Source organism: Litoreibacter ponti (assembly GCF_003054285.1).
GTDB classification, from domain to species: domain Bacteria; phylum Pseudomonadota; class Alphaproteobacteria; order Rhodobacterales; family Rhodobacteraceae; genus Litoreibacter; species Litoreibacter ponti.
Genome location: NZ_QBKS01000001.1, coordinates 886,203 through 909,626 on the forward strand (window position 1 = coordinate 886,203; position 23,424 = coordinate 909,626).

At 62.9% G+C, this 23,424-nt stretch carries 25 protein-coding genes and 1 tRNA gene; 11 read left to right on the forward strand and 15 right to left on the reverse strand.

Annotated features, from left to right (window positions below; all coding sequences use genetic code 11):
- Window positions 1–202: 202 nt before the first annotated feature.
- From C8N43_RS04460 to C8N43_RS04475, 4 genes are all read left to right on the forward strand, one after another.
- Window positions 203–1,180 (forward strand): hypothetical protein, encoded by a 978-nt coding sequence (locus tag C8N43_RS04460; protein ID WP_107844456.1) that lies wholly within the window; start codon window positions 203–205, stop codon window positions 1,178–1,180.
- A 108-nt stretch (window positions 1,181–1,288) separates the two neighbouring features.
- Window positions 1,289–2,314: a nuclear transport factor 2 family protein gene (locus tag C8N43_RS04465; protein ID WP_107844457.1), complete on the forward strand. Its 1,026-nt coding sequence runs from the start codon at window positions 1,289–1,291 to the stop codon at window positions 2,312–2,314.
- 1 nt (window position 2,315) lies between these two features.
- Window positions 2,316–2,960, forward strand: a complete 645-nt coding sequence (locus C8N43_RS04470; protein ID WP_107844458.1) for a glutathione S-transferase family protein — start codon at window positions 2,316–2,318, stop codon at window positions 2,958–2,960.
- 150 nt (window positions 2,961–3,110) lie between these two features.
- Window positions 3,111–4,058, forward strand: coding sequence for a hypothetical protein (locus C8N43_RS04475; RefSeq protein WP_146174157.1), 948 nt, complete (start codon window positions 3,111–3,113; stop codon window positions 4,056–4,058).
- 35 nt (window positions 4,059–4,093) lie between these two features.
- Here C8N43_RS04475 and C8N43_RS04480 read toward each other — a convergent pair whose 3' ends face one another.
- From C8N43_RS04480 to fabD, 4 genes are all read right to left on the reverse strand, one after another.
- Window positions 4,094–4,327, reverse strand: a complete 234-nt coding sequence (locus tag C8N43_RS04480; protein WP_107844460.1) for an acyl carrier protein — start codon at window positions 4,325–4,327, stop codon at window positions 4,094–4,096.
- Between the two features lie 219 nt (window positions 4,328–4,546).
- On the reverse strand, window positions 4,547–5,284 hold the full coding sequence (gene fabG, locus C8N43_RS04485; RefSeq protein ID WP_107844461.1) for a 3-oxoacyl-[acyl-carrier-protein] reductase: 738 nt from the start codon (window positions 5,282–5,284) through the stop codon (window positions 4,547–4,549).
- A 25-nt stretch (window positions 5,285–5,309) separates the two neighbouring features.
- Window positions 5,310–5,852 (reverse strand): alpha/beta hydrolase, encoded by a 543-nt coding sequence (locus tag C8N43_RS04490; protein ID WP_107844462.1) that lies wholly within the window; start codon window positions 5,850–5,852, stop codon window positions 5,310–5,312.
- A gap of 10 nt (window positions 5,853–5,862) precedes the next feature.
- Window positions 5,863–6,801, reverse strand: a complete 939-nt coding sequence (fabD, locus tag C8N43_RS04495) for an ACP S-malonyltransferase (protein WP_107844463.1) — start codon at window positions 6,799–6,801, stop codon at window positions 5,863–5,865.
- Window positions 6,802–6,953: 152 nt separating this feature from the next.
- Between fabD and C8N43_RS04500 the strand changes: the two genes are divergently transcribed.
- On the forward strand, window positions 6,954–8,147 hold the full coding sequence (locus C8N43_RS04500; RefSeq protein ID WP_107844464.1) for a cytochrome b/b6 domain-containing protein: 1,194 nt from the start codon (window positions 6,954–6,956) through the stop codon (window positions 8,145–8,147).
- Here the strand turns inward: C8N43_RS04500 and otnK are convergent.
- The 3 genes from otnK to C8N43_RS04515 form a co-directional block, all read right to left on the reverse strand.
- Window positions 8,144–9,400, reverse strand: coding sequence for a 3-oxo-tetronate kinase (gene otnK, locus C8N43_RS04505; RefSeq protein WP_107844465.1), 1,257 nt, complete (start codon window positions 9,398–9,400; stop codon window positions 8,144–8,146). The genes C8N43_RS04500 and otnK overlap by 4 nt on opposite strands.
- On the reverse strand, window positions 9,397–10,296 hold the full coding sequence (gene ltnD / locus C8N43_RS04510) for an L-threonate dehydrogenase (RefSeq protein ID WP_107844466.1): 900 nt from the start codon (window positions 10,294–10,296) through the stop codon (window positions 9,397–9,399). Before ltnD ends, otnK begins: the two co-directional genes overlap by 4 nt.
- 146 nt (window positions 10,297–10,442) lie before the next feature.
- Window positions 10,443–11,015, reverse strand: a complete 573-nt coding sequence (locus C8N43_RS04515; protein ID WP_107844467.1) for a YceI family protein — start codon at window positions 11,013–11,015, stop codon at window positions 10,443–10,445.
- A 274-nt stretch (window positions 11,016–11,289) separates the two neighbouring features.
- Here C8N43_RS04515 and rpsF point away from each other — a divergent pair, with 274 nt between their 5' ends.
- Genes rpsF through rplI form a run of 3 tightly spaced genes read left to right on the forward strand, consistent with a single transcriptional unit; the run spans window position 11,290 to window position 12,550 of the window.
- A complete protein-coding gene (gene rpsF / locus C8N43_RS04520) occupies window positions 11,290–11,640 on the forward strand; it encodes a 30S ribosomal protein S6 (protein ID WP_107844468.1) in 351 nt (116 codons plus the stop codon).
- Window positions 11,641–11,671: 31 nt separating this feature from the next.
- Entirely contained in the window at window positions 11,672–11,899 is a 228-nt protein-coding gene (rpsR, locus tag C8N43_RS04525; protein WP_107844469.1) for a 30S ribosomal protein S18, read from the forward strand.
- Between the two features lie 12 nt (window positions 11,900–11,911).
- A complete protein-coding gene (gene rplI / locus C8N43_RS04530) occupies window positions 11,912–12,550 on the forward strand; it encodes a 50S ribosomal protein L9 (protein ID WP_107844470.1) in 639 nt (212 codons plus the stop codon).
- Between the two features lie 149 nt (window positions 12,551–12,699).
- Here the strand turns inward: rplI and C8N43_RS04535 are convergent, their stop codons facing one another.
- The 3 genes from C8N43_RS04535 to C8N43_RS04545 all read right to left on the reverse strand — a co-directional run bounded on the left by C8N43_RS04535 (window position 12,700) and on the right by C8N43_RS04545 (window position 14,915).
- Entirely contained in the window at window positions 12,700–13,284 is a 585-nt protein-coding gene (locus C8N43_RS04535) for a hypothetical protein (RefSeq protein ID WP_107844471.1), read from the reverse strand.
- 186 nt (window positions 13,285–13,470) lie between these two features.
- Window positions 13,471–14,808 carry a trigger factor gene (gene tig, locus C8N43_RS04540; protein WP_107844472.1) on the reverse strand — a complete coding sequence of 446 codons (1,338 nt, stop codon included), beginning with the start codon at window positions 14,806–14,808 and terminating at the stop codon, window positions 13,471–13,473.
- Between the two features lie 22 nt (window positions 14,809–14,830).
- Window positions 14,831–14,915, reverse strand: a tRNA-Leu gene (locus tag C8N43_RS04545).
- 277 nt (window positions 14,916–15,192) lie between these two features.
- On the opposite strand from C8N43_RS04545, the gene C8N43_RS04550 reads away from it, so the two are divergent.
- Window positions 15,193–15,690, forward strand: a complete 498-nt coding sequence (locus tag C8N43_RS04550) for a Hint domain-containing protein (protein WP_158269910.1) — start codon at window positions 15,193–15,195, stop codon at window positions 15,688–15,690.
- A 46-nt stretch (window positions 15,691–15,736) separates the two neighbouring features.
- Here the strand turns inward: C8N43_RS04550 and C8N43_RS04555 are convergent, their stop codons facing one another.
- Together C8N43_RS04555 and C8N43_RS04560 are read right to left on the reverse strand one after the other, a co-directional pair.
- Window positions 15,737–16,591, reverse strand: coding sequence for an NAD(P)H-hydrate dehydratase (locus C8N43_RS04555; protein WP_107844474.1), 855 nt, complete (start codon window positions 16,589–16,591; stop codon window positions 15,737–15,739).
- On the reverse strand, window positions 16,588–17,262 hold the full coding sequence (locus C8N43_RS04560; protein ID WP_245912899.1) for an NAD(P)H-hydrate epimerase: 675 nt from the start codon (window positions 17,260–17,262) through the stop codon (window positions 16,588–16,590). Before C8N43_RS04560 ends, C8N43_RS04555 begins: the two co-directional genes overlap by 4 nt.
- A 167-nt stretch (window positions 17,263–17,429) precedes the next feature.
- Here C8N43_RS04560 and C8N43_RS04565 point away from each other — a divergent pair, with 167 nt between their 5' ends.
- Window positions 17,430–17,768, forward strand: coding sequence for a P-II family nitrogen regulator (locus C8N43_RS04565; RefSeq protein ID WP_107844475.1), 339 nt, complete (start codon window positions 17,430–17,432; stop codon window positions 17,766–17,768).
- A 53-nt stretch (window positions 17,769–17,821) separates the two neighbouring features.
- The gene (gene glnA / locus C8N43_RS04570) at window positions 17,822–19,228 is read left to right on the forward strand and encodes a type I glutamate--ammonia ligase (protein ID WP_107844476.1); all 1,407 of its coding nucleotides are present in this window, start codon (window positions 17,822–17,824) and stop codon (window positions 19,226–19,228) included.
- Window positions 19,229–19,282: 54 nt separating this feature from the next.
- On the opposite strand, the gene C8N43_RS04575 is transcribed toward glnA, so the two are convergent.
- From C8N43_RS04575 to C8N43_RS04585, 3 genes are all read right to left on the reverse strand, one after another.
- Window positions 19,283–20,377, reverse strand: a complete 1,095-nt coding sequence (locus tag C8N43_RS04575) for a FliM/FliN family flagellar motor C-terminal domain-containing protein (protein WP_107844477.1) — start codon at window positions 20,375–20,377, stop codon at window positions 19,283–19,285.
- A gap of 84 nt (window positions 20,378–20,461) precedes the next feature.
- Window positions 20,462–23,125, reverse strand: coding sequence for an ATP-binding protein (locus tag C8N43_RS04580; protein ID WP_107844478.1), 2,664 nt, complete (start codon window positions 23,123–23,125; stop codon window positions 20,462–20,464).
- Entirely contained in the window at window positions 23,122–23,421 is a 300-nt protein-coding gene (locus C8N43_RS04585) for a hypothetical protein (protein ID WP_107844479.1), read from the reverse strand. Before C8N43_RS04585 ends, C8N43_RS04580 begins: the two co-directional genes overlap by 4 nt.
- Between the last annotated feature and the right edge of the window lie 3 nt (window positions 23,422–23,424).

Sequence of the window (23,424 nt, forward strand, 5' to 3'; positions counted from 1 at the left end):
TTTTCTCAGCACAAGGTTTCTCAAGCCGCGTCTTACACGGGCGGCCCCTATGGGGGCAAGGCGCAGCGCAGCATAAACCGCACCGCCACACGCGCATTTGCGCGAGCTCTTGCCAGTTCGACAAAGCGAGACACCGGCAAGCAAGCCTTAACCTCTGTATGCGACACCCCCGGCACAAACGCCCCCTCAGGGAAGACCCTATGTGACCAGTATCCATTTTCTGCGACGACAGCTTGTCACAAAGCTTTGTCTGCTGGCGGTCTTCATGTCCTTCCAGACCGGGGACCGGGCGCAGGCGCAAACTTGCGTGACACTCCCAAATTTTGAAGAGTTGAACGTGCAGGCCGCCTATATCCTGTTCAACCCGATAGATCATTTCAATCGCAAGAGCCTGCGAGGGCTGCTGTCCTCGATCGACAAGGCGGAACGGACGTCGCTGCGCGCAAGTCTGGACGCGCGCTTCCGCGCGGCGGATTATGCCGAGATCAACGCGACCCTGTTTGACTTGCGACGTATGGCGCAGGCCGGTCTTCTCTATGAACGCAGCGAGATGGCGCGGTTCGCCAGACAGAAGAACCTCGCCGCCCGCGCCAAAAGTATGCGCCAGATGTTGGATAGCCTCTGCGAAGACCCGGCGCCGTCCCGCAGCTCTTCTCAGCGCGACAACAAACCCGACTCGATGTCCGCGGTCGTCAGCCAAGCCCTCAGGCGCAAACAAGACCCGCCCAAATCGTCCGGCTCTCGGTCTCATTCCGCGCTCCTGTGGCTTTATACCGCCGTTGGCGCGCTCCTCGTCTCAGCCATCATCGCGCCCCATATCGTATCGCGAATTTATGCAAAGATGTTGCGGCGGGCCACCTGTCGCGTCTCTGCGCAGCTGGAAATCGGCGACAGGGCAATCGAAGGAAAAATAACGCGCATGAGTCTGCGTGGGCTCGATTTCGAGGCATCGACAGACGAACTTGCAACGTCCGAGCCAGCTGCGCAGATCGGTGACCGTGTCGGCATAACAATCGGGTCGCATAGTCTGAGACTGCGCATCTCCTACATGCCGGACGGACCCAATCCTAAACTTGGCCTGCGCATTCTGCGGGAGTTGGACCCGACCCAGCTTCACCAGATCCTCGCCATGTCGTCGATCCCGCCAGTCCATGATCCAAAGCGGCGCAGCGCGACCTGAACCAGCGCCTTTGTTTGCGGCGACCCGATTTCTCTCTTGCGAAGGTGCCGCTTTGGGGTCAGCGTAGCCATCGTGAATACGTATTCTCCGATATCCAGTAGAGACCCGATGTCCCAGATTGCTGCCGCCAAGGCCACCGCGCGCGCCTTTACCGACGCCTTCGACGCCAGCCCGCCCGACGCGCGTCTTCGGGTTCTGAAGCAGCACTCAACGCCCGACTTCACATGGCGCGGCGTTCACCCGTTCAATGTGCAACCGGGGGCCGAGGCTGCGATGCAGGCCTTCTGGACCCCGCTCCTCACCGCCTTCACCGCGCTCCAGCGGCGCGAGGATGTCTTCTTCGCCGGCCAAAATGATTGCGACAGCTTCACCTCGACCTGGACCTGCTCCATGGGGCATTTCATGGGCTTGTTTGACCAGCCCTGGCTCGGCATCCCGCCCACCGGCAAGATGGCCTTCCTGCGCTATGCGGAGTTCCACCGGATCGAGGACGGCAAAATCGCCGAGACCGCGCTGTTTTGCGATGTGCTCTCGGTCATGGCGCAGGCCGGGGTCGATCCGATGCCGCCCCAGACCGGCGCCAGCTTCATCATCCCCGGGCCTCGCACCAATGACGGGCTGCTCCTCGCACCGCAGCCTGAGGCCGAAGGCACCAAGACCCTCGCCCTCGTCAACAACATGGCCGCAATGATCACCGAGGCGAACAAGGCGCTGCAGGGAGAAAGCGATTGGTCACTCTCGCCCCATGAAGAGTTGGCGCTCAACTGGCACGAGGACATGATTTGGTACGGCCCCCACGGCATTGGCTCGACCTACACGATCGACCGCTATATCGCGCAGCACCAACGCCCATTCCGCACCCATCTCGCCGACCGGGTCTTCAACGGACACGTCGCGCGATTGGCCGAGGGCAACTATTGCGGCTTCTTCGGCTGGCCCAATCTGACCATGACGCCGCTTGGCGGCTATCTCGGCATGCCCGGCGGCGGCGCGCCCGCCGATATGCGCGTGGTCGATATCTACCGCCGCGACGGCGACAAGCTGTCCGAGAACTGGGTGATCATCGACATGCTGCATTTCCTCAAGATGCAAGGCCTCGACGTGCTGGACAGGCTCGCCCAAGGCGTCCGCTAGGATGTACACGGTCTACTCGGTCGACCATTCTCTCTATTGTGCAAAGCTGCGCCTCGTCCTGCGTCACAAGCGGCTCGAGTGGCGTGACGTCCCGCCTCCAGGCGGCACCGGATCTGCCGACTATCTGTCCCTCGTGCCGACTGGCAACCTGCCCGCCCTGGTCGACGGGACACTGACCCTGACCGACAGCGAGGCCATCGCGGAATACCTCGAAGAAAAGCACCCAAGCCCCGCGATGCTGCCGTCCGGGCTCGTGCCACGGGCCCTGTCCCGCGAGCGCAGCCGGTTTCACGACACCCGGCTGGAGCCCGCCCTGCGGCTTACGTTCTCGAACACCGACCCGCGCACACGCAGGCCGGACGAGATCACAGCCGCCCATGCCGAGATCACGAAGCGCCTCGCCGCTCTTGAGATTTTGCTGAAAGCGCCCCTGTCGCGCGACCAGCTCTGGCTCGGCGATTGTGGGATCATCATTACCTGCGAATGGCTTGATATCATGGTGGAATATGGCGTCCTCCCAACCCTCGACATGGGGCCAGAGATCATCCGCTACCGCGCGCAGATGCAAGAGTTCGACGCCGTTGCGGCAGAGCTCGTCTGCTATCTGCCCCACATGCACGACTGGATGGACAGCAAGCACCGGTAAAGACGCGCTTAACTATGCGAGAAGAATTTCGCGCCTCGTCTCCACTAAATTAACGGTTTTGGTCGATCCTGCCCGCGTTTTGCGAGTGAAGGACATGTCGACATGGGCCACAGTTTCCGCGGTCTCCAAGGCGCGATCAAGGCGTGGGTGTTGGCAATCGTGCTTCTTGCGACCTCGACCACCGGGTGGGCCAAGTGCCGCGACCTGGTGAACGTGAAAAGCCTCGCAAGCATCGGCTTCCAGATGATGGACAACCCGTCGGAGACCTATTCCATCGGCTCTGCCCAGCGTATCGAACAGTTCTATTCGCAACTAGAGCGCCGCAAGCTGCGCCTCATGCTGGACGCTCAATACAAGGCGATCCATTTCCCAGAAATCATGACCTATTTCGCCAAGCTAGGCGAGCTGTCCAAAATCATCCGCCTCTATGGCAGCCGTGAAATGCGCCGCTACATCCACCGCGAAAAGCTGGTGGCGCAATCCCAGGCCGTAAAGCAAATCCTGAACCGCGCTTGCGCGGAGACTGCGAAGCCCGCAGCAAGCTCAAAAGAGGATCTGACTTCGCCAAGTCAGCTCATTGCGAAATCCTATGCAAAGAAGGCACGTCCGCCCGAGATCAACACGGGCCCGGCACTGCTCGCCAGCAGTTGGCCGCCGATGTTCCTGGCGTTGCTGACCTTCGCGACACTCGCCATAGCAGGACTGGCTACATTACTGAGCCGCAAGGAAATCAGGCACAAACAATCGAATGATAATGGGATCGAGGCGATCTTGAGCGCCGGTGACATGCGCATTTCCGGTCATATCCACGGTATCGACCCGGCGTCTTGCACCTTCGCGATCAATCCCATGCAGCGCGCCGCCGCCGAAGAGATGCTTGAGCAGCCCAAAGACCTCAAACTGGAGCTTTCCAGCGTGACCTTCCCCGTGACCTACGACGATCATTCGTTCGAAATTCCTGCCGGAGTGGGTCTGAGTTTCCGAACGCCTGTCATCGCAGATCAGATCGACACTCTGTGCGCCGAAGCAAGGTCGCGCCCGATCCGCACAAAAAAATGGCGAGGCCTTGGGCAGCCTCGCCATTCTATTCAGGCATAATTCTCTGGAGGGCGCATCGCGCCCGCGAGAGGCGCTTAGGACGCTTCAGAGATAAACTTCACCGCGTCGCCAAACGTCTGGATCGTCTCGGCGGCGTCGTCGGGGATCTCGATGCCGAACTCTTCTTCGAACGCCATAACCAGCTCAACGGTGTCCAGGCTGTCTGCGCCCAGATCATCGATGAAAGATGCGCTCTCGACGACCTTGTCTTCTTCCACACCCAGGTGCTCGACAACGATCTTTCTCACGCGGTCTGCAATGTCGCTCATATTGTGTTCCTCGTATTTGCTCGGGGCTCGCCCGCTTTTGTGGCGGGCAGGAAACCCCACCCAAGTCATATGGGCCAATTCGGCCTGTTTTTGCCGCTCGCACGGCCACCAAGGCTAGGCCCCGGCTCGGTTCTGCGCCGCCTATAGCATACCAAATGGGGAGTGCAAACGCTTATGCAACCCCGGCTAAAGCGGCGCAAAATGGCAACAGCGCGCCGCTCACAGCATCGCCATTCCGCCATTCACATGCAGCGTCGTGCCGGTGGTGTAGCCCGCCTCCGCACTCGCCAGATAGAGCGCGGCGGACGCGATTTCGGCCGCCTCGCCCATTCTTCCAGCCGGGATTTGCCCTAAGATGCCGGATTTCTGGTCGTCGGTCAGCTTGTCCGTCATCGCTGTGGTGATGAAGCCCGGTGCGATGCAATTGACGGTGATCCCGCGCGACGCGACCTCGTAGGCCAGCGATTTCGACATGCCCACCATGCCAGCCTTCGAGGCCGCGTAATTCGCCTGCCCCGGGTTGCCCGTCGCACCGACCACGGAGGAGATATTCACGATCCGCCCCCACCGCGCCTTCATCATGCCGCGCAGCACGCCTTTGCACAGTTTGAAGGTCGAGGTCAGGTTGACGTCGATCACCGACTGCCACTCATCGTCGGACATGCGCATGAACAGGTTGTCGCGCGTGATGCCCGCGTTGTTGACCAGGATATCCACGCTGCCCATCGCCTCCGCCGCTTGCTTCGGCAGCGCGTCGACCGCTTCGAAATCGCTCAGATTGCACGTCAGCACGTGGGCGCGGTCGCCCAACTCGCCCGCAAGCGCCTCTAATGGCTCGACCCGCGTGCCTGACAGGCCCACGGTCGCGCCCGCACCATGCAGCGCACGCGCAATATCGCCCCCAATCCCGCCAGACGCGCCCGTAATCAGCGCATTTTTTCCCTCTAAGTTGAACATCTTGCTGCCCTTTCCTGATCTTGTCTCAGCGTGTGACCACGCCATATCGTTCCAACTCGTCCCGGCTCATCACGTGGACCTCGTCAAAGGCCGCGGCCTCGACCGTGAACCAGTAAAACGCGTCCGAGCCCAGCATATCCTCGATATATCCGCGGGTCGGCTCATGCTGTCGTGCGCCGCGCGGGTAGTCCCGCGCCGACCCGAAGCCCGTTTGCCATTCATGCACGCCCACCACGGCCCCCGGGGCCACAACCCGGTCGACGCCCGCCAGAAACAGATCCACCCCGCCCGAATACACCTCGCTCGACGCGTCCATCCGCGTGGCCAGCCCTATATCGCGGATCGTGTAGCCCATCTCGGCCACGACCTCGTCATCGGTCGAGCCATCAATCCGGCCCAGCACCACCACCGCCACGCCCGGGTTTTCATCAAGAACGGACACGAATTGCCGCAAGGCGCGCGAGTTGATCACCCCGTCGAGCCGCAGTACCTCGCCATCGACGCGCATGTCGAGCGTCTGGGACATGTTCTCCACCGTCCCGCAGCCCGCCACCAGGGCGAGCGCCACGAGGCGGGCTTTAAGCACTCAGTGCCTCAACCGCCGCTTTCACGTCATCGGCCGAGCCCACGGCGCGGGTCGACACGGCACGGTCGATCCGGCGGACCATGCCGATCAGCGCCTTGCCCGCGCCCAGTTCCCAGATTTCGTCGACGCCCTGCGCGGCCATGTAGCCCACGCTCTCGCGCCAGCGGACAGAGCCTGTGATCTGCTCAATCAGCAGACGGCGGATCGCGTCAGGCTCGGAAACTGCCTCTGCCAAAACGTTCGAGACAACCGGCACCGCCGGTGTGTTGATCGCCACATCGGCCAGCGCGCCTTCCATCGCTTGCGCGGCGGGCTCCATGAGGGCGCAGTGGAACGGGGCCGACACCGGCAGCAGCACCGCGCGTTTCGCACCGCGTTCCTTGGCAAGCTCGACGGCCCGCTCGACCGCGGCCTTGTGGCCCGAGACCACGACCTGTCCGGGGTCATTGTCATTGGCCGCCTGGCATACTTCGCCCTGGGCCGAAGCTTGCGCGACATCTTGCACCGCCTCGAAGTCCAATCCCAAAAGCGCCGCCATGGCCCCCACGCCCACAGGCACCGCCTCCTGCATCGCAAGCCCGCGAACGCGCAGCAGACGCGCGGTGTCCGCAATCGAGAACGCCCCGGCGGCGCACAGGGCCGAATATTCACCCAGCGAATGACCCGCCACAAAAGATGCTGCGTCGACCCCCACGCCCTCGGATTTCAGCGCCGCCATCACGGCCATGGACGTCGCCATCAGGGCGGGCTGCGCATTTTGGGTCAGCGTCAGCGTTTCTTGCTCGCCCTCCCAGATCAGGCCGGACAGGTCCTCTCCAAGCGCTTCGTCCACCTCGTCGAACACCGCTTTGGCCTGCGGGTAGGCCTCCGCCAGATCGCGGCCCATTCCGATGGTTTGTGCCCCTTGGCCCGGAAATACGAATGCGCGCATGCTCTGCTCCCCCGTTTATCTTGGCCTCAATGACTAGCCCAGTGCCCAAGGCCCCACAAGCGCCCGCACAGATTCTCTGCATAGATAAAGATTTGCGCGCGCGCCCCGGCCCGCTACATGACGTGCAACACAAAACACGCGGAGCTTCCCCCATGCGCAGCAACACCGAAACGACCTATGGCGCGGTCGCCAAGTTCTTTCACTGGTCCATCGCCCTGCTGATCATCGCGATGATACCGCTTGGGATCTACGCCAACGACCTGCCCTATGACACCGGGGAGGCTCTGGCCGAGAAGGCGTGGTACTTCTCGCTGCACAAAACCATCGGTGTGACGATCTTCTTTCTCGCGCTGGCCCGCATCGCATGGGCGATCGCGCAGCCCAAGCCGGGGCAACTCAATGCCGATAAGCCGGTGGAGGCCGGGCTGGCCGCCCTCGCGCACTGGCTGCTTTACGCCTCGCTGGTGCTCGTCCCGCTGTCGGGCTGGATCCACCACGCCGCGACCACCGGCTTTGCGCCGATCTGGTGGCCCTTCGGGCAGGACCTGCCGCTGGTGCCAAAGGATGACGGCCTCGCGCATACGTTCAAATCCCTACACATCATCTTCGAGCGGGTGCTGGTGATTACCCTGCTGGCCCATATCGCCGGCGCGCTGAAGCACCACATCATCGACCGCGACCTGACCCTTGTGCGGATGTTGCCGGGCAAGCCGCCCTTCATCCGCCTGCCAGAGCAAAACCACCCAAGCTGGCCGATCTTCGGCGCGGTGGCGGTGTTTGCCGTCGCGCTGTCCACCGGTGCCGCGCTTGGCCTGTTCAAGCACAGCGCAGACACCCCTGCCGTGCCGACCCTCGCCGCTGTCGAAAGCGAGTGGCAGGTGCAGGACGGCACGCTCGGCCTCACCGTCCAGCAGCTTGGCAGCGCGGTCTCTGGCAGCTTCGAGGATTGGACCGCCGCGATCAATTTCTCCGAAGAGCCGAATGCCGAAGGCACTCACGGCGATGTGGAAGTGCAGATCGCCATCGGCTCACTCACCTTGGGCTCGGTCACCTCGCAGGCCATGGGCCCCGACTTCTTCGCCGCAGAGGCGCACCCGACCGCCGTGTTCAAGGCCGACCTATTGCCCGATGGCGAGAATTACGTGGCCGAGGGGACCCTGACGGTTAAGGGCAACACCCAGCCGGTCACCCTGCCCTTCACGCTGCAGATCGACGGGGACACGGCGGCGATGCAGGGCCAAACAACCCTGAACCGCACCAATTACAATGTGGGCGAAACGTACCCCGACGAAAGCTCGCTGGGCTTCGACGTGAATATCGAGGTCAACCTGACCGCAACCCGCTAAAGCTTGGCGAGCGCATCGGCGAAGAAAGTCTCCGCGCCGAAATTGCCGGATTTGAGCGTGATCGCGATCTGCGCGCCATCGCTTTCGGCAAAGCACCACGGGACACCCGGTGCGATCTCCGCGCCGATGGTCAACTGCCGCACGCCAAGCGCCTTGGTCACCGCGCCGGAGGTCTCCCCCCCGGCAACAACAAAGCGGCGCGCACCCAGATCGCGGGCGCGCAGGGCGATTGCGGCCAGCGCATCCTCGACCACGCACCCCGCCTGCGCCACGCCCAATGTGTCCTGCGCGGCTTTCACCTGCGCGGGTTCCGCGGTGGCATAGATTATTTTCTGCGCGTCCAGTGGCTGGGCCTCCAGCCACTCCAGCGCGGCCTGCGGGCCATGCTGCGCCAGCTCCAGCGGGTCAAGCCGGAACCCGTCGGCCTGCTGCAGGTATTCCGCCACCTGCGCGCGGGTCATGGCAGAGCAACTGCCCGACAAAACGATGGACGCGGGCGCGAGCGTCGGCGGCTGCATCTTCTCGGCATCCGCCGCCAAGGTGCCGTCGCGCAGGTACAGCTCCGGCAGCGCCATCGCGACGGCGGAGCCGCCGGTCAGGAAGGCCATGTCCCGGCAGGCCTCCGAAATCACATAGAGATCATCGTTCGACACCGCGTCGACGACCACATGGGCCACGCCTTGCCCGCGCAGCTCGGCCATGCGGTCGCGCAACGCATCGGCGCCCTTCTCGACCACCAAACGGTTGGCCAGCCCCACGGGGCGTGTGACCTGCGGCTCCAACAGACGCACCAGATTGCTGTCGCGCATCGGGGTCAGCGGGTGGTCCTTCATCGGGCTCTCGGCCAAGGGCTGCTCGCCCACGAACAGGTTGCCCATGAAAATCGCGCGGCCATTCTCGGGAAAAGCCGGGCAGTAGATCGTCTGATCCGCCCCGATCGCCTGCATCAGCGCCTCGGCGACGGGGCCGATATTGCCCTCGGCCGTGGAATCGAAGGTCGAGCAGTATTTCCAGAAAAATCGGCCCGCTCCTGCCGCATTTAGCCAGTCCAGCGCGGCGAGGCATTCCGCCACCGCATCGTCCACCGGGGAAGTCCGGCATTTCAGCGCGATCACCTCGAAGGCGGCGGTGTCAGACGGGGCTTCATCAGGCACGCCCATGCGCAGGTTCACCTTGACGCCGGACCGCGCCAGCAGGCCCGCAAGGTCGGTCGCCCCGGTGAAATCGTCCGCGATGCAGCCGAGAACCGTCATTCCATGCCCGGAAGCGTCACGCCGCCCTTGCGCGCCAGCAACTTGGCCACGGCGGCGTCATCCTCCAGCCCCATCCCTGCCTCGGCGGCCTCCTTGAACAGCGCCAGCGCTGTATCGGAGAGTGGCACGGGGTGCTCGCCCGCTTCACCGGTTACAATGCCGAGGTCCTTGATGAAGATGTTGACTGCCGAATGAGGCGTGTAGTCGCCATTGACGATATGCGCGCCACGGTTGCCGAACATCCAGGAGTTGCCGGCGCATTCCTGGATGACCTCATGCAGCATCTTCAGATCAAGCCCCAGCTTCGCGCCCAACGTCAGCGCCTCGGCGGCGGCGGCGATATGCACACCTGCAAGCAGCTGGTTGATCATCTTCACCTCGGAGCCTTTGCCCGGCGCGTCGCCGAGCCGGTAGACCTTGGTGGCGATCGCGTCGAGCGCGCCGCCTGCCTTTTGGAACGCGTCCTCCGATCCCGAGGCCATGATGGTCATCTCGCCCGACAGCGCCTTGGCCGAGCCCCCGGAGACCGGCGCATCGAGCGACAGCATGCCCGCTTCCGTCAGACGGGTGCCAAGCTCCACCGCGCGGGACGGCTCCATGGTGACGCAAAGCACGAAAACCGTGCCGGGCTGGGCCGCCACGACGGCACCGCCGCGGCCAAACAGCACCTCGTGGGCCTGATCGCCGTTCACCACGAACAGGAAGACCACATCCGCTTTCACGCAGGCCGCGCCTGCGTTGCCGAACGGGGTCCCACCCACGGCTGCGAATTTCTCCAACACGTCGGAGCGCACATCGGCCCCTTGTGTCACAATCCCAGCCTTTAGAAGCGACATCGCCGCGCCCCAGCCCATTGACCCCAGCCCGATCACGGCTGCAGTTAAGTCTTGTCCCATGCGATACCCCTCATGACCGCAACCCACGGTCAGTAGGGAATTTTTTGGCGGATTGCCGTCGCCAAGTCAATCAATGCGCAGGGCACGCACGAAAAAGCCCCGCCCGCATGTTACTGCGAACGGGGCCAGATCTGAAAGGCGGGTGTTTACTCGGCCTTCTGCGCCTCGACCGAGATGCGCACCTCGACCTCGTCGCTCACCGCCGGGGCAAACGCGCCCACGCCGAAATCAGAGCGCAAGAGCGTCGTGGTGGCATCAAAGCCCAGCCACGGCTTGCTGGCCATCGGGTGCGTGTCGGCCTTGTTCAGCGTGGCGTCCAGAACCACCGATTTGGTCACATCGTTCATCGACAGATCGCCGGTGATCTTGGCAGTGTTATCGCCGGTCACCTCAATGCCGGTGGAGGTGAAGGTCACAAGATCGCCATCCTCCGCGCCGAAGAAGTCGCCGGACATGAAGTGGCCGTCGCGCTGCTCCCAGCCGGTAAACATGGATTTCACCGGCATCGACACGGTGACCGAGGACGCGGCCGGGTCGGCCTCGTCGAACATGATCTCGCCCTCGAAGCCCGAGAACATCCCGTAGGTGGTCGAGAAGCCAAGGTGGTTGTAGCTGAACACAACCTGACTGTGGCTCGAGTCGAGCGTGTATTTCTCGGCTGCAAACGCGCCGGAGGCTGCGGTCAGGGCAAAGGCAGAGGCAAGGAGGATGGACTTCATGGGAATGGGACCTTTCGGGGTTGTTGACGTTACGGCGTAAGATTGGCCTTTCGCGGCAAAAGGCAACTCGGTGAAGGTCAACAGATTGTGTGCGCGGATCGCTAGCTGGCCTGTGCGCCAACGCGCGAAAGGGAAAGGCTTGCGTGTCCGGGCAACCCTGCTATACGCAGGCTTCCTTCGCATACTTCTTTCATTGCGGTGCCCCTCGTGACCGGGCTGCGAAGGCGAAACAACCGGTCTTTGAAGCACGCCGATAACATAGAGGACTACGCACATGCCGCTCTACGAGCACGTGTTTATTTCGCGCCAGGACCTGAGCAACACCCAAGCCGAGGGGCTCATCGAGCACTTCGGGGCCGTATTGGCTGACAACGGTGGCAAGGTCGTTGAGCACGAATACTGGGGCCTGAAAACCATGGCCTACAAGATCAACAAGAACCGCAAGGGGCACTATGCCTATGTGCGCTCCGATGCACCGGCGCCCGCCGTGCAGGAGATGGAGCGCCTGATGCGCCTGCATGACGACGTCATGCGCGTGCTGACCATCAAGGTCGACGAGCACGAAGAAGGCCCGTCCGTGCAGATGCAGAAGCGCGACGAGCGCGAACGCCGCCCCCGCAACTAAGTCTTGTTACTTGAACATAAGGAGCTAACCCATGGCTGCTAAACCATTTTTCCGTCGCCGCAAGTCCGATCCTTTCGAGGGCGAGAACGCCCCCAAGATCGACTACAAAGACACCCGCCTGCTGCAGCGCTACATCTCTGAGCGCGGCAAGATCGTGCCGTCCCGCATCACCGCGGTCGGCGCCAAAAACCAGCGTGCCCTGGCCCGTGCGATCAAACGCGCGCGCTTCCTGGCCCTGCTGCCCTACGCCGTGAAGTAAGGAGCAAAGCACATGCAAGTCATCCTTCTGGAACGCGTCGCAAAGCTCGGCCAAATGGGCGAGATCGTGGACGTGAAGCCGGGCTACGCCCGCAACTACCTGCTGCCCCAAGGCAAGGCGATGAACGCGACCGAGGCCAACCAGGCCGTGTTCGAGGCGCAGAAAGCCCAGCTTGAAGCGCGCAACCTGGAGACCAAGAAAGAGGCCGACGCACTGGCCGAGAAACTTGGCGGCCAGCAGTTCATCGTGATTCGTCAGGCGTCCGACGCGGGCTCGCTCTACGGCTCCGTCACCACCCGTGATGCCGCAGATGCCGCCACCGCCGAAGGCTTCACCGTGGACCGCGGTCAGGTCGCTCTCGAGCGCCCGATCAAGGAGCTGGGCCTGCACGACGTCACCGTGGTGCTGCACCCCGAGGTCGAAACCAGCTTCACGCTGAACGTCGCTCGCTCCAACGAGGAAGCCGAGCTGCAAGCCTCCGGCAAGTCGATCCAGGAACTGGCAGCAGAGGCAGAAGCCGAAGCCGAGTTCGAGATCGCCGAGCTGTTCGACGATATCGGCGCTGCCGCGTCCGAGGACGAAGAGCTGGCCGAAGCCGTCGAAGGCCCGGCCGACGACGCGGAAGAGGCAGAGGACAAAGACGAGGCGTAAGCCTCTACCTCACTCAGCGATATGATTTGAAAGGCCACCCTCTGCAAGGGTGGCCTTTTTCTTTGCGCCTTGGTCGCGAAAAAATCGGGCCGCCCAAAAGGACGGCCCGGCTAGATACTTAAAAGTCTTAGTATAATCTCGGTATTGGGTCAGGCGACGCCGGTATCGGCGCGCAGGCGGCGCAGCAGCGGCTCCAACTCGGACATATCGCCCGACAGGATCATCATCGGACGCTTGCCATGCAGGCGCACGGTAATACGGCCATAATCCCACTGCGACAGTGCCGATTTCAGCTCGCTCAGCAGCGAGGTTTCCGCGAGGTCGATGCGGGTGATCTCTTCGAACCGGACGGTCTTGCGCGCTTTGCGTCCGGCAACCGCCCGCCCATGCTGGCGCAGATGCAGAACACGGCCCTTCACGTCGACCTCGAGCATCTCGGCGCCTTTCGAGAAGACACCGCTGCCCACCATCGCGGCGGCAACGACCAACAGCGCAACGCTCAAAAGGATGCGGGAGACCAGTGGATCGCCAAACATCGCCGTGACCGGAATGGTCCAGATCAGGCCGGCGGACGCGATCACCCCAACGGTCAACGCCATCAAGGCAACGCGCGCGCTGGCATACACCCAGCCCGTCTGCGCCATCTCGGTGATGCGGTAGCCCCAGCGGGTGGTTTCCACGTCGATGGACGCATCCCGCACGGGCACGTCCCAAGTGTAATCCATCAAAGTCATTGGTACGCCCCTCGTATTGCAATTCCCTGACGCGGAAGATGCAGACCAACTGTGTCCAAATTTGCACGAATTATGGATAAATTGAGGACAATGCCCGGACCGTTTCGGGGCACGGGCCGCTGCTAGAGCAACGAAAAAGGGCCGCCCGAAGGCAGCCCTTTCCAGATTTCAGAGTAGACGAGCCGCTTAGGACGCGTCGTCTTCCAGCGCCTCGACGGCCTTCTCGAGGTCGGCCTTCTTGACCTTTTTCTCTTTGATCTCAGCCAGCTCGAAGATGTAGTCGACGACTTTGTCCTCGAAGATCGGCGCGCGCATCTGCTGCTGCATTTGCTGGTTTTGCTGCACGAACTCGAAGAACTGGCGCTCTTGGCCCGGGTACTGACGGGCCTGGTTCATGATCGCCTGCGTCATCTCGGCGTCGGACACCTCGATCTCGTTCTTGCGCCCCATCTCGGCCAGCAGCAGGCCCAGGCGCACGCGGCGCTCGGCCAGTGCCTTGTGCTCGTCGGTGGCTTCGATCTCCGGGTGGTCGTGGCCTTCCACCTCCGGATTTTCCTCGTGCCACAGCTGGTGGGCGATCTGGTTCGCCTCGGCCTCGACCAGCGAGGGGGGCAGATCGAACTTCACCATCTTGTCCAGCTCGTCGAGCAGTTTGCGCTTCATCACGGCGCGCGAGGCGCCGCCGAACTCGGCTTCCAGACGCTCGGCGACCTGGGTTTTCAGCGCGGCCAGATCTTCGGCGCCAAACTGCTTGGCCATCTCGTCGTTGATTTCGGCGGCTTTCGGCTCTTTCACTGCCTTGATCTTGCACTCGAACACGGCCGCTTTACCGGCCAGATGCTCTGCCTGGTATTCGGCGGGGAAGTCGACGTTGACCTCTTTCTCGTCGCCCACTTTCGTGCCGACCAGCTGCTCTTCAAAGCCGGGGATGAAAGAGCCGGAGCCCAGCACCAGCGGATAGTCCTCGGCCGCGCCGCCTTCGAACGGCTCGCCGTCGACCTTACCCAGGAAGTCGATGGTAACCTGGTCACCATCCTTGGCCTTCGCGCCCTTCTTGCGGTCCTCGAAGTTCTGGGTGTTTTCCGCGAGGTTCGACAGCGCCTCGTCGATATCCTTGTCCTCTGCCTTGACGACCAGCTTTTCGAGCTTGACGCCCTTCAGGTCGACATCGGGGATCTCGGGGAGTTTTTCGTAGGAGACGGAGACGTCGACGTCATCGCCGGGCTTCCAGTCTTCGTTGGTCATCTTGATCTCGGGCTGCAGCGCCGGGCGGTCGCCGGTGTCCTCGAAATGCTTGGACATGGCGCCGTCGATGCTTTCCTGCATCGCTTCGCCCATGACGCGGTCGCCGAACTGCTTCTTCAGCAGGGCCATCGGGACTTTGCCCTTGCGGAAGCCCTTCATCTCGACCTCCGGCTGCGCCTCAAGAAGCTTCTCGTTGACCTTCTCGTCCAGCTCTGCGGCGCTGAGCACGATCTGGTAGCCGCGCTTGAGGCCGTCATTCAGGGTCTCGGTGACCTGCATCTTTTGTCTTCCCTATATATAATGGTGCGGGTGAAGGGACTTGAACCCCCACGCCTTGCGGCGCCAGAACCTAAATCTGGTGCGTCTACCAATTCCGCCACACCCGCATGTCTCGTATAGGCCCCGGGATGCCCCGCAGCCTGCTTCGCGCCCATGTAGCAAAGCCTGTCAGGGGATGCGAGACGAAAATCGCGCGCCGCTTTCGACAAAGGTAAGGGTTCCCTTACCACACATGGCCACAAATGCGCCGATGCCGCGGAATGATCCTGAGATGGCCGCACACATGACAGGGTCGCGCCGCTTTTGTGCCCCAATTCGAAACGAATACTTAATCCATCGAAAGACGCATACGAACATACCCGGAGCGAGAAAATGTCTGCCAACATGAACCAATCTTTCGGTGGGGGAAACGAAATCAAAGCCAAGCAAAGCGGCCTTCTGGGCGGCGTGCGGGTCCTGACGATGAACGGCTATCAGCCGATCGAAGCGTTGCAGGCCGGCGATCGCGTGGTCACTCGCAACGGCATGCGGGTCCTTGCCGACATCTATGTCGAAGAGCACCTGATGCGCCCGATCCGCGTGGGTCAGGGAACGCTGGGCTTCAACCGTCCTGACACGGACATGATGATGGCGCCCGACCAGGAGGTCATGGTCCGCGACTGGCGCGCCGAGATGCTCTTTGGCCGCGACATGGTCATCGTCAACATCAACACGATGGTCGATGGCAAGTATATCGTCGAGGCCGAGACCGAGCAGTTGCACAAGGTGTATCAGCTGCAATTCGAGCAGGAAGAGATCTTCTACGCCGATGGGGTCGAGATCGTCTCCGACTACGCGACGGCTGTCGCCGCCGAAGCCCAGCAGCTTCTGCAGGCCGCCTGAAGCCCACACATCGCGACGCGGGCCGCAAGTTCCGGGCGGCCCGTCGTCATATGCCCAATGCCTTGAACACCGCGGGCAAGGCCTCCGGCAAATCCTCCGCAATCAGACCCGGCCCCACGGCCTCCGCCGCCTGCGCATGCAGCAGCGCGCCCGTCTGCGCCGCCTCGAACGGACGCAAGCCGCGCGCCATCAGCCCCGCGATCATCCCAGACAACACATCCCCTGCCCCAGCCGTCGCAAGCCACGCACATCCCGGCCGATCTCGCGTATCCAGTGCCGTGACCCCATCTGGATTGGCCACCGTCGTCACCGCGCCTTTGTAAAGGACGACCGCCCCGGTCTGCTCCGCCGCGCGCCATGTGGCGTCTTCCTTCTCGGCGCGGCTGAACGCCTGCCGATCTTCACCAAGCCCGGGAAACAGCCGCCGGAACTCGCCCGCATGGGGCGTCAGCACGCAGTCTTTGTGCAAAAGCGTCACCAGATCGCGGTCCTCGGCCATCAAGGTCAGCGCGTCGGCATCCAGCACGCAAGGCGTCCCGCAGGTCAGCACGGTGCGCAGCATGTCGGTGTTCTCACGCTCCAGCCCGAAACCGGGACCCAGGCAGATCACGTTGATCCGCGGGTCGTCGGCAAGCATCAGCGTCAGGTCCAGCGGCTCCGACACCTCGCGCAGCATGAGCGCCGAAATCTGCGCCGTGCATTCCGGCAGCGCATCCCGCGGCGCGCCGAGCGTCACCAGGCCCGCGCCCACCCGCAACGCCGCACGAGCCGCCAAACGCGCGGCCCCGGTCCGCAGCGCAGGTCCCGTCAGAACAAGCGCCGAGCCGTGGTCATATTTGTGCTGATCGGCCCGTTTGCACAGGGCATCCAGCCGCTCCGGCGTCATCGAAATGGTGCTCATAGGCCGATATCTTTCACAATGATGCGGTAGCCGTGCTGTTCCAGCACCTTATGCACGGGCTTGGGCTGATGGAAGGTCACGATGATGTCGGGCTCAAACGGGTTTTTCGCCAGCAGCGCGCCGGTATCGGTGTCATAACCGGTCGGGATATCCACGCTTACGCAATGCACATCCGTGTCGGGCGACACATTCGCAAACGTGTCCCACATGTCCCAGTAGCTTTCCAGGATCGCATCGGCCGGGCGATTTTGCCCGATGCCCAACAGCGCGTCGACAAGGATGATCGTCTCACCATCCTGGCACAGTGTCAGGCTGTCAGGTGTGCGCCGAACGGTCCCCCGTTCGCACCAGGCCCGCGCATTGTCCCATGCGTCACCTTCGCCGCCCTCGGTGCCATCAAACAACGCATCGAACCCGATGGGCACGAACACCTGCACCGGCAGGCCTGCATCATGAAGCAGCCGCGCAATGACGAACCCGTCGCCGCCGTTGTTCCCGGGACCACACAGCACAACCGCGCGGGTCGCGCCGGGCCATTCGGCGTGGATCACATCGACAACGCCCCGCCCCGCGCGCTCCATCAACTCCAGCCCCGTGACGGCGCCCGAGGCCATCGCGGCCTGCTCCAACGCGCGCATCTGTGCGCTTGTGATGGTCGTGGTGGCAGTCATTTCCTCAGCTTTTCACATTCCGCATAAAAAAATGGCATTGCGCGCAAAATTTGATCACACGTATGGTTGCGGGGCGTCCGCTTCCCCATAGAACCAGCCTGCCAATTGTAGCTCTGGAATGGAAGTGGTCTGACGCGTAGCAGACGAGCAAAGGGAGACGGCCTGTCATGAAAAAGATCGAGGCAATCATCAAGCCATTCAAGCTGGATGAGGTGAAAGAGGCGCTGCAAGAGCTGGGTATCCAGGGTTTGAGCGTCACCGAAGTAAAAGGCTTCGGTCGTCAGAAGGGCCACACGGAGCTCTATCGCGGCGCCGAATATGTCGTGGACTTCCTGCCCAAAGTGAAGATCGAGGTCGTTCTGGCCGACGATCAGCTCGACGGCGCGATTGAAAGCATCATCGCGGCTGCCAAGACCGACAAGATCGGCGATGGCAAGATCTTCGTCTCCACCGTTGAACAGGCGATCCGCATCCGGACCGGCGAGGCCGGCGACGACGCGCTGTAGACCCCGAGAATTAACAATTACAAACACTTAACTGACAGAAGAGGACCCGTCAGATGAGCAACAAGGAAATGCTGAAGACCATCAAGGACGAGGATGTCGAATATGTCGACATTCGCTTCACCGACCCGCGCGGCAAGTTGCAGCACGTCACCGTGATGGCCGATCAGGTCGATGAGGACTTCCTGGAAGAGGGCTTCATGTTTGACGGCTCCTCCATCGCCGGTTGGAAATCCATCGACCAATCCGACATGAAGCTGATGCCGGACGCGAAATCCGCCTATATCGACCCGTTCTATGCTGAGAAGACGATGTGCGTGCACTGCTCCATCGTCGAGCCCGACACGGGCGAAGCGTATGATCGCGACCCGCGCGGCACCGCCGAGAAGGCCGAAGCCTACCTGAAGTCTTCCGGCATCGGCGACGTGTCTTACTTCGGCCCCGAGGCCGAATTCTTCCTCTTCGACGACGTGCGCTTCTCGGTCGAGATGAACAAGGTCTCCTTCGAGGTCGACGCCCAAGACGCCGCCTGGAATTCGGACGCCGAATACGAGATGGGCAACATGGGCCACCGCCCGGGCATCAAGGGCGGCTACTTCCCGGTGAACCCCACCGATGCGGCGCAGGATCTGCGCTCGGAAATGCTGTCCACCATGAAGCGGATGGGCATGAAGGTCGACAAGCACCACCACGAAGTGGCGTCCTGCCAGCACGAGCTGGGTCTGATCTTCGGCTCGCTGACGCACCAGGCTGACGAGCTGCAGAAATACAAGTACGTCATCCACAACGTGGCCCACGCCTATGGCAAATCGGCCACCTTCATGCCCAAGCCTATCGCGGGCGACAACGGCACCGGCATGCACGTGAACATGTCGATCTGGAAAGACGGCAAGCCGCTCTTTGCAGGCGACAAATACGCCGACCTGTCGCAGGAGGCGCTCTATTTCATCGGCGGGATCCTGAAGCACGCGAAAGCGCTCAACGCCTTCACCAACCCGTCGACCAACAGCTACAAGCGTCTGATCCCGGGCTTTGAAGCCCCCGTGCTTCGTGCTTACTCTGCCCGCAACCGCTCGGGCTGCGTGCGCATCCCGTGGGCAGAGTCGCCCAAGGCCAAGCGCGTGGAAGCCCGCTTCCCTGACCCGGCGGCGAACCCGTATCTTTGCTTCTCCGCCCTGCTGATGGCAGGCCTCGACGGCATCAAGAACAAGATCGACCCGGGCCCGTCTTCGGACAAGGACCTCTACGATCTACCGCCCGAAGAGCTGGCCGACATCCCGACCGTCTGCGCATCGCTGCGCGAGGCGCTGGAAGAGCTGGAGGCCGATCACGAGTTCCTGCTGGCCGGTGACGTGTTCACCAAAGACCAGATCGAAGGCTACATGGAGCTGAAGTGGGAAGAGGTCTACGCCTACGAGCACACGCCCCACCCGATGGAGTACAAGCTGTACTACAGCTGCTAAATCTCTTGAAAATCACGAAAAAGGCGCCTGATTCGAGGCGCCTTTTTTCTTGGCTCAGGTCGTCTCCAAGTCTCGTTCCGCCTCCGCCATCGCTGTGGCAAAGCCTTCACCCTCTATTCCACCAAGGTCAGAGACTCCCGCGCCCCGCAGATCGGGCGCGAGCAACTCTTGCTCCTCTGCGGGCTGGCCGTTCGCGTTTTCGGACATGACGGTCTGATAGGCCGATGCGCCGTCACCGGCGCCGGTTGCACCGCGCGGCTCCCCCGGTAACTGGGCCGGCTGCGCAAAAGGCAGGCTCGACTGTGTTTCCAGGCGGATTGCCCGGCGTCCCTTGAACTGCCCAAGCCGACCTTTGGCGACAACAAAGCCTTTCGCGTCGCGCAGGCTTGCCTCGCCCAAGGCGTCGGGCGGCAGCTTGATAACCGCATCGGGTTTGAGGGAAATCAGCGTTTTCAATGACATCGGTACTTTCGGCAACTCAACCTCCAGCCCAAGCCCGATACTGCGCACAAGCGCTTCCATCTCTGGATTGGGCGCGCGTTCCGGGTCGCTTGCGACATCGCCGGGCGCGGCGGGCATGAACAGCTGCACTTCCCCGGTCTTCAGCCCCGGGCCAAGATCAAGCGTCACGTGCAGCACATCATAATGGCTGGCTTCCAGCGCAAGCGAAAGCGCCGCCCGGTCGATCTGCGTCCGCCCGCATTGAAATCCCTGCACGGTCGGCGCAGTGCCCCGCTCGATACAAAGCGCGTCAAGCTTCGACGCCACTGATCTCGCAAATCCACTGCTCAGCGCCGCATCGATCGCGGTCACCGCACGCTCGACCCGTGGCGCGGCGCTGATCCGACCGAGTGTCTGCTGTTCGATGAGCGCATCCGCCAAGGCGCCATCGAAGACCAGCAAGCCCACGCGTCCGTCATCATGGTTCAGCAGATGCGGCACGGCTGCCTCCGGCAGCCCGTCCAGCGCACGCGTCTGGCTGAGCCGTTGCGCGGCAGCCTTCGTCACCAACAGATCGATGTTGTGATCCGTTTTCGCCGGGCCGCGGAACATCCCGTCAGCCATCCCTTCAAGCAGGGCGTGGCTGGCGCCGCGCGCGGGCTTGCGCGGGCGCACCATGCGCTGGAGAGCTGTATTCTGGGACGTCATCGGCGAGCCTTGATTGTTCCTGCTGTGTTCGCCTTCTTGGGGGGCAAAGCCGAAGATATGATTAATGCGCCCGCGCTATTATGGTTAAGCCGCGACTTCCATTCGGACCCGCGGCAAGCGCACCCGGAAGGCCGCCCCGCCACGCCCGGGCACGTAGTCCAGAGAGCCGCCCAACCGCTGCATGATCTCGCGGCTGATCGCCAGCCCAAGCCCCGCACTTCCGGCCGCAGACTGGTCGCTTAGGCGGGTGAATTTCTCAAAGATAACGGTGGCATCCTTGTCCGAGATACCTTGGCCGTTATCGATGAACTCGATCTCCACCTGATCGGGATGCGCGGTGATCTCGATTCGCAGTTCCGGCGCGTCCGCGCTGCAGTATTTCTGGGCATTGGAAATAAGGTTAATGAACACCTGGCTCAAACGGTCCGTGTCGGTTTTCAGCAGGACACCTTCCTGCGCGGGGTCGCGGATCACCGCGATCCGACCGCCATCCGCCACCCCGGCAGAAGCCACCGCGCGGTCCAGCAAATCGCGCAGGTTCGCGGTCTGCTCGTTCAGCACGACCTGGCCATTTTCCAGCACGCTCAGATCCAGCAGATCATCGAGCAGCCGGGTCAGTCTGATGCTTTCATCATGGATAATGCTCGAATGACGCTTGCGCGCCTCGTCGCTCATGCCGCCTTCCATCAGAAACTCCGAAAAGGACCGGATCGAGGTCATTGGCGTGCGCAGCTCGTGGCTCACCTGGCTCAGGAAGGCGTCCTTTTGCACCGAAAGAGCGGTCAGTTTGGCATTGGCGTCACGCAACTGGCGGGCGGTCTCGGCCAACTCTTTCGACTGCGCCTCCAGCTTGGAGGAATACTCAAGCATCTGCGCGCTCTCATCGGCCACGGCGAGCAGGTCCTGCACCGACACCGACGCCTGCCCATTGATCTGCGCGATCATTGCATGGGCCGTCGCGGCACCGACAGAGCCTGCCAGCTTGCGCTCCAGCAAGGCCACAAAATCCGGTGTGGGATCAGGCAGGTAGCCGGTCTTTCCCTGCTGGACGGCGGCTTGTTGGAACAGCGCCTGCGCCTCGCCGGTGCCCAGAAGCCGCTGCGCCATGACAAGGAAATCCTCGGCCTCGGCCTGCCCGCCCGTGGCCCCGATCGCGCCATCGCCGCGCTCGAAGACATTGACGAAGCTGGCGCCCTGCAGCCGCTCCATCGGCGTCGGGAAGGACACCAGCGAGACCACAATGAAGGCCACGGTGTTCAGCAGAAGCGACCAGAAGATCGCGTGGACCAGCGGATCGAGCCCCGCGCCGCCAAAGAGCGACTGCGGGCGCAGCAAGCCAAGCCCGAGCGGGCCGTTCATCATTAACGTGTCGGAAAATGCGCCAATTGCAGGCAGGAACAGGGTGTAGACCCATAGCCCGAAGCCCAAGATCAGGCCTGCGATGGCCCCACGCCGGGTCGCGCCGCGCCAGAACAGCCCACCGATGAGCGCGGGCACCACCTGCGCCACCCCCGCGAAGCTCACAAGGCCGATGGCCGACAGCGCCGCGGTGCCGCCGGTGATCCGGTAATAGGCGTAGCCCAGGCCCAACACGGCGGCGATGGACACCCGGCGCGACAGCAGCACCACCTGGCGCATGTCGCCCGACATGGACGCGCCGCCGGTCTTTCGCGACAGCCAGATCGGAACCACGATATGGTTCGACACCATGGTCGCCAGCGCGATGGAGGCCACGATCACCATCGACGTGGCCGAGGAGAAACCGCCAAGAAAGGCCAGCAGCGCCAAGCCGTCCTGCCCCAGCTCCAGCGGCAGGGTCAGGACGAACAGGTCCGGGTTCGCCCCCTCGGGCATCACGGCCAAACCCACCGCCGCAATTGGCAGAACGAACAGCGAGATCGCCATAAGGTACGCCGGAAAGGCCCAGGCGGCGGTCGACAGGTGGCGCTCGTCGGAATTCTCGACCACCAGTACCTGAAACATGCGCGGCAGGCAGATCACGGCCGCCGCCGACAAAAAGATCATCGCCGACCAGCGGCTTGGGCTGGGCTGCCACTCAGCCACCGGGCTTGCGTCGATGATCCGGATCGTGTCGGCCAGCCCACCGGTCACGCCCCAGACCACGAAGATGCCCACGGCCAGCAGCGCGATCAGCTTGACCACGGCCTCGAGCGCGATGGCGGTCACGACCCCGTGGTGGCGCTCGTTGGTGTCGAGATTGCGCGTGCCGAAGAGGATCGTGAAGATCGCCAGCCCCACCGACAGCCACAGCGCGGTGGCATTCAGATCGCCACCCTCGGGCGAGAAGACCGCGACCGACAGCGTGACCGATTGCAGCTGCAGCGCGATATAGGGCGTGGTGCCGGTGATCGCGAGCAGCGTGACGATCACCGCCACGGCGCCGGATTTGCCGTAGCGGCTGGAGATCATGTCCGCGATCGAGGTGATCCGCTCCGCGCGGCCGATGCGCACCAGTTTACGCAGCAGCCACCACCACGCGAAGAAGACCAGCGTGGGTCCAAGGTAGATCGTCAGGTACTCCAGCCCCGAGCGCGCAGCGTTGCCCACCGCGCCGTAGAAGGTCCACGCGGTGCAATAGACACTGAGCGACAGCGTGTAGGTCCAGGGCGAGCGCAGCCAGCGCGACCCGCCGCTCTTGGCGCGCCGGTCTGCGAAGAAGGCCACGGCGAACAGCAGCAGCGTGTAGGCCACCGCGACGGAGATCAGGACATTGAAGCTCAGCGTCATGGCGTGTCCTCGCCGCCCTCGTCGCGGGCGAGGCCGCGCGCGATCGTCGCGCAGGTCGCGATCAGGCAGAGCCAGACGAAGAAGAAATACACCAGTCGCAGGGACGTATTGCCGCCTTCGCTGTCGCCGCCGGGCGTGCCGAGAAACAGCGCGGGCACGACGAAGGCGAACAGCGCCAGCAAGGGCAGCAGTCGTGCGGCATCAATCAGGCGGTTGCGCCGGTAGACCGCGCGCTCCAGAAACAATTGCCGTGCAGAAGCGGTCTTCGGCTCGCCTTGCCCCGGCGCATCCGACATGGC